The organism is Streptomyces sp. SID14478, assembly GCF_010548525.1.
In the GTDB taxonomy this organism is placed as follows: domain Bacteria; phylum Actinomycetota; class Actinomycetes; order Streptomycetales; family Streptomycetaceae; genus Streptomyces.
Window position 1 is genome coordinate 1 of sequence record NZ_JAAGMG010000072.1, and the last position, 8,122, is coordinate 8,122.

General features: G+C 72.7%; 6 protein-coding genes. 4 read left to right on the forward strand and 2 right to left on the reverse strand.

Going from position 1 to position 8,122, the window contains the following annotated elements; translation table 11 throughout:
* On the forward strand, positions 1-1,372 hold a 1,372-nt coding region (locus G3I40_RS02485; protein WP_164300491.1), incomplete at its 5' end, for a right-handed parallel beta-helix repeat-containing protein.
* 92 nt (positions 1,373-1,464) lie between these two features.
* Here the strand turns inward: G3I40_RS02485 and G3I40_RS02490 are convergent.
* Both G3I40_RS02490 and G3I40_RS02495 read right to left on the reverse strand, forming a co-directional pair.
* Entirely contained in the window at positions 1,465-2,751 is a 1,287-nt protein-coding gene (locus tag G3I40_RS02490; protein ID WP_164300492.1) for a GAF domain-containing protein, read from the reverse strand.
* A 241-nt stretch (positions 2,752-2,992) separates the two neighbouring features.
* Positions 2,993-4,636, reverse strand: a complete 1,644-nt coding sequence (locus G3I40_RS02495) for an acyl-CoA dehydrogenase family protein (protein ID WP_164300493.1) — start codon at positions 4,634-4,636, stop codon at positions 2,993-2,995.
* An 83-nt stretch (positions 4,637-4,719) separates the two neighbouring features.
* Between G3I40_RS02495 and G3I40_RS02500 the strand changes: the two genes are divergently transcribed.
* The 3 genes from G3I40_RS02500 to G3I40_RS02510 form a co-directional block, all read left to right on the forward strand.
* Complete coding sequence (locus G3I40_RS02500; RefSeq protein WP_164300494.1) at positions 4,720-6,195, forward strand: MFS transporter; 1,476 nt, start codon at positions 4,720-4,722, stop codon at positions 6,193-6,195.
* A 56-nt stretch (positions 6,196-6,251) separates the two neighbouring features.
* Positions 6,252-6,914, forward strand: a complete 663-nt coding sequence (locus G3I40_RS02505; protein WP_164300496.1) for a histidine phosphatase family protein — start codon at positions 6,252-6,254, stop codon at positions 6,912-6,914.
* Between the two features lie 250 nt (positions 6,915-7,164).
* On the forward strand, positions 7,165-8,122 hold a 958-nt coding region (locus G3I40_RS02510; RefSeq protein ID WP_164300495.1), incomplete at its 3' end, for a YihY/virulence factor BrkB family protein.

Genomic DNA, 8,122 nt, shown 5'->3' on the forward strand with positions numbered 1-8,122 from the left:
CCTCGCCGCCGTGAACGCCCGGCACCTGGCTCCCGGGGACGCGGTCCTGCTGAAGCGCGGCAGCCGCTGCACCGGCACCCTCGCCCCGGACGGCGCGGGCCGGCCCGGCAGCCCCGTCCGGATCGGCGCGTACGGGGACCCCGGCGCCGCGAAACCCGTCGTCGACGGGAACGGGGCGCTCGACACCGTCCTGCTGCGCAACACCCAGTGGATCGAGGTGTCCGACCTGGACATCACCAACGCGGCGCACCCGGGCACGAAGCGCCGGGGCGTGCGCGTCGTGCTCGACGACTACGGCACCGGCACCCACTACCGCCTCACGGACCTCGACATCCACGACATCCGTGGCGACGACACCAAGGACAACGACGGCTCCGCGGGCATCCTGTTCTCCGTCACGGGCTCGGCCACGCCCACCCGCTACGACGACGTGGTCGTCGCCGACAACACCCTCGACGCCGTCGACCGGGAGGGCATCTTCTTCGCGTCGAGCTGGAACAACCGTCCCGCGGTGGGGGGTTACGACCCCGCCGGCCCGGCGTGGACCCCCTCCACCCGGGTCGTCGTGCGCGGCAACACGCTCTCCGACCTCGGCGGCGACGGCATCGTCACGACCGTCACCGACGGCGCCCTCGTCGAGCACAACACCCTGCGCGGCTTCCAGCGCCGCTCCGCCGGATACAACGCGGGCATGTGGCCCTACAACGCCGACGGGACCGTCTTCCAGTACAACGACACCTCGGGCGGCGAGACCACCCGGGACGGCATGGCGTACGACGTCGACGAGGGCACCTTCGGCACCGTCTTCCAGTACAACTACAGCCACGACAACGCCGGCGGCTTCTTCCTCGTCTGCACCGCAGACGGCACCCTGTCCGGCGCCGTGATCCGCTTCAACGTCAGCCAGAACGACAGCTACCGCGGCATCGAGACCTGCAAGGGGTCCTTCTCCGACGTCCGCTTCCTGCACAACACGCTCTTCGTCGGCGACGGCGTCAGCCAGACCGTCGTCAACGAGAACACCGACAGCCGGCACGAGATCGCCTTCGTCGACAACGTGGTGCGCAAGACCGGAGCGGGCAGTGCCTCCTTCGCGCCGCGCTCGGGCGGGGTGTCGCTGTCGCACAACGTGCTGAGCGGCGTGAGCGGGCCGCTGCCCGACAACCCCGGTGGCACGAGCGGCGATCCGCTGCTCGCCGCCCCCGGCACCGCCACCGGCATCGAGGACGCCCGCGCCGCGTACGCCCTGCGCCCCGGCTCGCCCGCCCTCGGCGCCGCGCTGCCGCTCGCGGACACGGGGGAGCGGGACTTCGCCGGGCACCGGGTCGTCCCTGGTACGCCCGTGAACATCGGTGCCCTGAACGGCAGTTGAGGCCTGTGCATCCGTCCGTGCCGGAGTCGGCGCACCCGGCCGGCTCGTCGGACGGCATCCCGGAGAGCCGGACTCCAGGGGCTTGCAGAGGGTCAGCCCTGTGGAGTCCGCGCCCTGACCACCGCCGGCGCCGACGAGTGCGGCAGCAGGTCGCGCGGGTCGTCGGGGAGCAGCACCTCCACCTCCGTGTCCTCCATGAAGCGGTACGGGCGGTGGGCCAGGAGGCCGCCGAGGTAGCGGCGTACGCGGGACATCTCGGCGCGCACGGTCACCGTCCGCGCCGGGTCGCCGAACAGGTCCGCGGCCAGGCCCGACGCGCTGCGGCCGCCGCGGTGCAGGGCCAGCAGGTACAGCAACTCGGCGTGCCGCGGGCTCAGTTCGTGGGTCCAGGAGCCGGCCGCGCCCGACACCTCCATCGACCAGCGCCGGGCCCGGCTGATGTCCAGGACGACCCGGGTCGCGGCCAGCGGCTCCGGGTCGTCGTCCACCATGATCAGCCAGCCGCCCGGCAGTGGCGCCGCCTTGCAGCAGCCGAGCGAGGGGATCCAGCAGGGGCCCTCCGCCAACGACGTGGGCAGCGCCACCCGGTCGACCAGCGGCATTCCGGTGACCGCGGCCGTCCATCCGTTGCCGTCCACGGCCAGCGCCCGGCCGCCGATCCGCGCGAGGACCGGCGCCGCCACCGCGCGCAGCCGCTCCAGCCCCGCCGTATGCAGTTCGCGCAGCCGCGCCTGCGCGAGCTGCGCCACCGAGCGCACCCACGCCAGCGTCGCCGGATGCATCGTCTCCAGCGGGCCGCTCACGTCCACGACCCCGAGCAGCCGCCCGTCGCGCGGGTCCGTCACCGGCGCGCCCGTGCACGTCCACTGGTGGTGCGAGCGCACGAAGTGCTCCGCGGAGAAGACCTGGACGGGACGCCGCGTCACCAGCGGCGTCCCCACGCCGTTCGTGCCGACGACGTCCTCCGACCAGAGCGCGCCCACCTCGAAGCCGTGCTGGTCGCCCTTGCGCAGCATCGCCGGATGCCCCTCGCGCCACAGGATGCGGCCGTCGGCGTCGCTGACCACCATGATGTGCTGCGCCGCCTCGGCCACCGTCACGAGCGCCTCCCGCAGCAAGGGCAGGACCGGCAGCAGTGGCGAGGACCGGCGCCGCTCCTCCACCTCGTCGACACTGAGCAGCCCCCGACGGAAGTCGCGGTCCGGATCGACGCCGCCGCGCAGCATCCGCCCCCAGGACTCGCCGATGTCGGGCCGGGGCATGACCCGTGGCCGCTGCCCCGAGAGCGTCGCGTCCCGCACTCCCTTGAGCAGGTGGGACGCGAACGTGACGTCCATCGCGGACAGCCGCGCCAGGTCGATCGTCGAGTCCTTGTTCATGCCTGAATCCTCGGTATGCGGGGAGTTACGCCTATCGTGCACCTCCGAGCCACGGCAAGGGTGGGCCTTACGAAGGAACGTTGCAACCCCCTGCAACCCTGGCGAACAACCGTACGGAGTTTGAAACTGGGAGCAACGCCGCCCCGGCGGCGTTCGAGCTCCTCTAGGGGCCTGAAAGGCGGGGATGGTGCCGTGTCGGCGCAGCACCATCCCCGCGCACCCACCGCCGTGACCCGGACGTTCAGGACACCGGGCGCGCCCGCTCCACGATCCGTGCCGGCCCCAGCGTGTGCGGCAGCGTCCCGAACGCGGCGCCCCGGTCGCCGCCGAGCCGCGACGCACAGAACGCGTCCGCCACGTCGGCGGGCGCGTACCGCACGAGCAGGGACCCCTGCAGCACCAGCGCGATCCGCTCGACGAGGCGCCGCGCCCGCGCCTCGATGCCGTCCAGGTCGCCGAGCTCGGTCAGCAGGTCCTTCACGGCGGCGTCCAGACGGTGGTCGGCGCCCCGCGTCGTGGAGACCTCCACCAGGAACGCGTTGAGCGCCGCCGGTTCCCGCTGCAGCGCCCGCAGTACATCGAGGGCCTGGACGTTGCCGGCCCCCTCCCAGATCGAGTTGAGCGGGGACTCGCGCAGCAGCCGCGGCATGCCCGACTCCTCCACGTACCCGTTGCCGCCGAGGCACTCCAGGGCCTCCGCGACGAGGGGCGTGCACCGCTTGGTCACCCAGTACTTGGCCGCGGGCACGGCCAGCCGCAGGAACGCCCGCTCCTGCGCGCTCCCGTCGTCGTACGCGGCGGCGAGCCGCAGCGCCAGCGTCGTCGCCGCCTCCGACTCCAGGGCGAGGTCGGCCAGGACGTTCTCCATCAGCGGCTTGTCGATCAGGCGGCCGCCGAACGCCTCGCGGTACGTGCAGTGGTGGACCGCCTGCGCGACCGCCTGGCGCATGAGCGCCGCCGAGCCGAGCACGCAGTCCAGCCGGGTCGCCGCGACCATCTCGATGATCGTGCGCACCCCGTGCCCCTCGTCCCCCACCCGCCGCGCCCACGTCCCGGCGAACTCGACCTCGCCGGACGCGTTCGAGCGGTTGCCCAGCTTGTCCTTGAGCCGCTGGATCGCGAACGGGTTGCGCGTGCCGTCCTCCCGCACCCGGGGCACCAGGAAGCACGTGAGCCCCGCGTCCGCCTGCGCGAGCACCAGGAACCCGTCCGACATCGGCGCCGAGCAGAACCACTTGTGGCCCGTCAGCTCGTACGCCCCGTCGTCGCCCGGACCGGCCGCACGCGTCGCGTTGGCCCGGACGTCACTGCCGCCCTGCTTCTCCGTCATCCCCATGCCGAACAGCGCGCCGGCCTTCTGCGCGGCGGGCCGCAGCCCGAAGTCGTAGACGGTGGAGGTGAGTCGGGGCTCCCACTCCTCGGCCAGCTCCGGCTGCGCGCGCAGCGCCGGCACCGCCGCGTGCGTCATCGACAGCGGACACAGGTGCCCCGCCTCGACCTGCGACCACACGAGGAACGCGGCCGCGCGCCGCAGATGACCGCCGGGCCGCGTCCACGCCGCGGTCAGCCCCGCCGAGACGCCCTTGCCCAGCAGGCGGTGCCAGGACGGATGGAAGTCGACCTCGTCGATCCGGTGGCCGTAGCGGTCGTGGGTGCGCAGGACCGGGGGGTTGTCGTTCGCGAGGCGGCCCCACTCCTGTACCTGGGCGGAACCGGCGGCGCGGCCGAGCACCGAGAGCTCCGCCCGGGCCGTGCCCAGGAGCGAGGCGTCCAGATGCCGCTCCAGGCCCTCGGTCAGGACCCGGTCCGAGGCGAAGACGTCGTGGCCCACCAGCGGCGGGGGCTGGTTGGTCACCGTGTGCGTGCTGTGCGTACTGCCCGACATGGACCCGAACCTACCGGTGCCCGCGGGTGACCACTATCCGGACAGGCGTGCGGGCGGGTTCCGAGCGGAGCCTACGATTCCGTATGAGCTCCACCTCCCCCCTGTCCGTCACCACGTCCAAGGCGACGGCGTCGGGCACCGCGCTGATCCGCTCCGCGGCCGACGTCTCCGATCTGGTCAACTCGGGCACCGCCCGCAGCAGACACGCCAAGATGATCGTGGTCATCGCGCTCGGCGGCATCTTCCTCGACGCCTACGACCTGAGCTCGCTGGCCTACGGGCTCCCCGACATCACCGCACAGTTCGGCCTCAGTTCGACGATGGCAGGCACGGTCACGGCCTCGATCAGCGTCGGCTCGCTCCTCGGCGCGCTCGTCGGCGGCTGGCTCGTCGACCGGATCGGCCGCTACCGGGTCTTCATGGCCAACATGCTCTTCTTCGTCGTCACCGCGCTGGTGTGCGCCGTCGCACAGGACGTGTGGACGCTGATCGGCGCGCGCTTCGTGATGGGCATCGGCGTCGGCATGGACATCCCCGTGGCGATCGCGTTCCTCGCCGAGTTCTCCCGGCTGCGCGGCAAGGGCAGCAAGGGCTCGCGCACGGCCGCCTGGTCACCGGCCTGGTACACCGCGACCAGCGGCTGCTACCTGGTGATCATGGTGCTGTACTTCCTGCTGCCCCACGCGCAGTTGGGCTGGCTGTGGCGGTTCACCGTCGGCTTCGGCGCGATACCCGCGCTGCTCGTCCTCGTCCTGCGCCGGCGCTACATGAACGAGTCCCCGACCTGGGCCGCAGAGCAGGGCGACCTCGAAGGCGCGGCGCGGATCCTGCGCGCGTCGTACGGCGTGGACGCCCGGGTCGCCGACGACGCACGGGTACCGGCGGCGCGCCCGCACCGCCCTGGACTCGCCTCCTACGCCCGCCTGTTCACCCCGCCCTACCGCACCCGCACCCTCCAGTCGGTGGCCGTCGGCATCGCCGAGACCTTCGGCTACAACGCGGTCGCGTTCGGGCTGCCGATCATCATCGCCACGCTGATGACCCAGGGCCCGCTGACCACGATCGCCTCCTCCTTCGCCCTGAACCTCGTCTTCGCCCTCACCGGCGGACTGCTCGGCATCCGCTGGGCGTCGACCCGCGGCGCCTGGCCGATGATGTCCCTCGGCTTCGCGATCCAGCTGGTCGCCATCACCGCCCTCGCCTGCATCGGCCGTCCGTCCGGCACGGCCGTGGTGACGGCGGGCATCCTGATGCTGGGCGCCTTCATGTTCGCGCAGGGGTTCGGCCCCGGCGCGCACATCATGAGTTACGCCTCCCTGGGATTCCCGACGTCGATGCGCGGGGTCAGCATCGGCTTCAACCAGGCCGTGCTGCGGCTCGGCTCGACGCTGACCCTGTTCTTCTTCCCCGTCCTCAGCAGTGGCCTGGGCACGGGGGTGTACTGGGTCATTCTGGCCGCGCCCGTCCTCGGCCTGACCGCCCTGCTCGTCAAGCGCTGGGAGCCGATCGGCTTCGACGCGGACGCGGAGGAGCGGGCCCGCCGCGAAGCCGCCGGGTAAGGAGGCCCGTGGCACAGTGGAAGGGCCCGCCGCCGATCATGGGAGGTCGCCCCCGCATGCGCCTGCTGCTCATCCGCCACGGTCAGACCCCGTCCAACGTCAAGCACCTGCTGGACACCGCGCGACCCGGCCCCGGTCTGACCCCCCTCGGTCAGGAGCAGGCCGCCGCGCTCCCGCAGGCGCTGGCGGACGAGCGGATCGACGCGCTGTACGCCTCGACGCTGGTGCGCACCCAGCTCACCGCCGCGCCGCTGGCCGCCGCGACCGGGCTGGACGTCCAGGTCCGTGACGGCATCCGGGAGCTGTCCGCGGGCGACCTGGAGATGCGCGGCGACGACGAGGCCGCCGCCACCTACCTGGACACCGCCTTCGCCTGGTCGACGGGCGACGTGGAACGCCGGATGCCCGGCGGGGAGAACGGCGTGGAGGCGCTCGGCCGCTTCGACGCCGTCGTCGCCGAGGCGGCCGGGAGCGGCGCCGGGACGGTCGCCATGGTCAGCCACGGCGCCGCCATCCGCATGTGGGTGGCCGCCCGGTCCACCGACATCGACGTCGCCCACGCCGCGAGCCATGCGCTGCGCAACACCGGCATCGTCATCCTCTCGGGCTCGCCCGCCGAGGGCTGGCGGACCCTCCTGTGGGAAGGCCGCCCGCTCGGCCCGGCCGGGGACGCCCCGGGCGACGCCGACCCGACCGGCGGGCCCGTCACGGGCCAGTAGCCCCGGGTCCGTCGTGCGCCGCGGACCCGGCAGGCGCGGATCGTGCTGCCCTGAATGATCCGAGTACCGGGGAACTCACCGAAAGCACCGGACAATTGCCGCAACCGCGTCCACTTCCCCCGCCGCGCCGTGCGCCCCACCAGGGATCGACGGGCGACCGCACGCGTGCCGGGCGCTCCCGCGGCCGCGCCGGCGCAGGCGGAGGCCCCGGGGGATGGGTGCGGCCCCGTGTGACGGATACCTTTAGGGCGTGCAGCCAGCAAGTGATTCCCCTCCACCCCCGTCCGGCCGTCTCCACAGGGCCCGCGTTCTCTACCAGAACGTCTCCAAGCGCAGGACCGCCTGGCTGCTCCTCAAGGACACCGTCAACTCGTGCATGGAGTACCGCATCCTGGGCCTGGCGGCCGAGGCGGCGTTCTTCACCCTGCTCTCGGTCCCGCCGCTGCTGCTGTCGCTGGTGGGCCTGCTCGCGTACGTCGACACCTGGACCGGCGCGGACACGATCGCGGGCGTGCGCGACAACATCCTGGAGGCGTCCCGCACCGTCCTCACCGACCAGGGCGTGAAGGAGATCGCGGAACCGATCCTGGACGACGTCATCAAGGGCGGCCGGCCCGACGTCATCTCCATCGGCTTCCTGATCTCGCTGTGGTCGGGCTCGCGCGCCGTGTCGACGTTCGTGGACACCGTGACGGTGATGTACGGCCTCGACGGCGTGCGGGGCATCGTGAAGACGAGGCTCCTGGCGTTCCTGCTGTTCATGGTCGGCCTCGTCGTCGGCTCGGTGGCGCTGCCGCTGATGATCGCCGGGCCCGACGCGGTGATCGCACTGGTCCCCTGGTCGGAGACGGTCGTCCAGGTCCTGTACTGGCCGGTGGTGCTCGTCCTGTCGGTGGCCTTCCTGACGACGCTGTACCACGTGTCCGTGCCCGTCCGCTCCCCGTGGATCGAGGACATGCCCGGGGCGCTGGTCGCCCTCGCGATGTGGATCCCGGGCAGCTTCCTGCTCCGGCTCTACATCACCAACACCATCGAGGGCCCCACGATCTACGGCTCCCTCGCGGCGCCCGTCGCGGTGCTCCTGTGGATCGGCGTCTCGGCGTTCGCGGTGCTCGTCGGCGCCGCGGTGAACGCCGCGATCGACCGGGTCTGGCCGTCGGTCGCCACCGCGGCGGCCCGCGCCGCGAACGAGCGGGTGCGGCACGCCG

Coding starts and splice junctions, on each gene's coding strand:
- G3I40_RS02505 (WP_164300496.1), top strand. CDS start 6,252: ATGCGCCTGCTGCTCATCCGCCACGGTCAGACCCCGTCCAACGTCAAG.
- G3I40_RS02495 (WP_164300493.1), bottom strand. CDS start 4,636: ATGTCGGGCAGTACGCACAGCACGCACACGGTGACCAACCAGCCCCCG.
- G3I40_RS02490 (WP_164300492.1), bottom strand. CDS start 2,751: ATGAACAAGGACTCGACGATCGACCTGGCGCGGCTGTCCGCGATGGAC.
- G3I40_RS02500 (WP_164300494.1), top strand. CDS start 4,720: ATGAGCTCCACCTCCCCCCTGTCCGTCACCACGTCCAAGGCGACGGCG.